The sequence below is a fragment of the Anaerostipes butyraticus genome (genome assembly GCF_016586355.1).
Classification (GTDB): domain Bacteria; phylum Bacillota; class Clostridia; order Lachnospirales; family Lachnospiraceae; genus Anaerostipes; species Anaerostipes butyraticus.
In genome coordinates, this window is record NZ_BLYI01000079.1 from 1 (window position 1) to 1,370 (window position 1,370).

The window sequence follows — 1,370 nt, forward strand, 5'->3', positions numbered from 1 at the left end:
CATTATCCAACCGCCTTCCGGACAGGATTATAGGACGGTATCCGGGGATGCAAACGAAATATTAGAGTCTGTCTTAGGCAATGCCTTTGGCGGACTTTTTACATTTCCGGAAGAATCAAGTGAGATTGATATTCCGTCCTATCAGTTTGACAGGTATACAGGTGCATTGACTGGATTTACGAAGATGCTGGCTACAAAGAATGCAAGGCTGAACATCGAAGTGATCCAAGGCGGCGCAAACGAAGCTTTTGAAATCATGTTATCTGCTGTACCGATTCAAGACTTGTCAGAAGAAATTGAGTATTCGCAAGACTCAAGAGTAAATATCAGCATCAAAGAGAGTAGGCGTGGAATCAATCACCTCATCTGTCTGGGCAAAGGAGAACTGAAAGACAGGCAGGTGGTACATCTCTATGCGCAGCTGGATGGCAGCATATCCCAGAAGCAATATTACAAAGGATTGCAGGAGCGCACGGCAGTGTACGACAATAACAACGCCGAAGATTTAAACGAACTAATCGAGGGCGGAACAGAGAAGCTACAGGAAGATATGAATTATAAGAAAATGAATCTTGAAATACAGGACATGGATCTGCAGATCGGGGATATCGTAGGCGGAAGGGATTACAACAGTGGATTATCTCTTAAAAAACCGGTCGTACAGAAGATCGTAAAAATAGAAAGCGGAACAGAAGAAATAGAGTACAAAGTGGAAGGAGAAGAGTAGATGGCATTAGATATTGTAACAAGTTATCAGGGATTTGATCACATCACAGCGGATCAGCTGGCAGATTTCCAGCGCGGGCTGCTGGGGGACAGCTGTATCCTGCCAGTTGGGAGTAAGATGGAAGTCAATATCCAGACGGCAAACCAGATCACGGTAGCGGACGGAGTGGTAGTCTACGATGGAAGGGAAATCCATATCCCATACGGCACGTCTGAAAACGTGGCAATCACATCCGGCACGCAAGGCATGTTGCGAAATGATATTGTCTGCATCCAGTACAACCGAGACGAATCCGAAGGGATTGAGAGTGTTGAATTTGTCACGATTGCTGGAACACCAGCGGCCAGCGATCCACAGGATCCAGCATATAGCAACCTGGATATCAGGACAGGTGTGTTTATGAGCCAGAAACCATTTTGCCGGGTAAGGCTTAATGGGACCGCTATTGAAGCGATCGATATGTTAGTAGAGGTGTATGATAAGGGAATCTATCAATTAAATAAAGATTTAATCGATACAGATTGGATTTATCCTACAATTTCTGGTGGATTTGTGGAATACGCAAGCGGATGGAAGCCACGTTATCGAAAAATAGGAAAATTGGTAGAGATATGCGGAGCGGTAAAGCCGACAAAAAATACTT

1 protein-coding gene and 1 pseudogene are annotated in these 1,370 nt (G+C 44.6%); both read left to right on the forward strand.

Annotated elements, in window-relative coordinates; genetic code table 11:
• Window positions 1–727 (forward strand): hypothetical protein (locus JMF81_RS16260; RefSeq protein ID WP_201312474.1); only part of this gene is annotated, 727 nt, incomplete at its 5' end.
• Window positions 728–1,370 (forward strand): annotated as a pseudogene (locus JMF81_RS16265) (hypothetical protein); the annotation flags it as partial.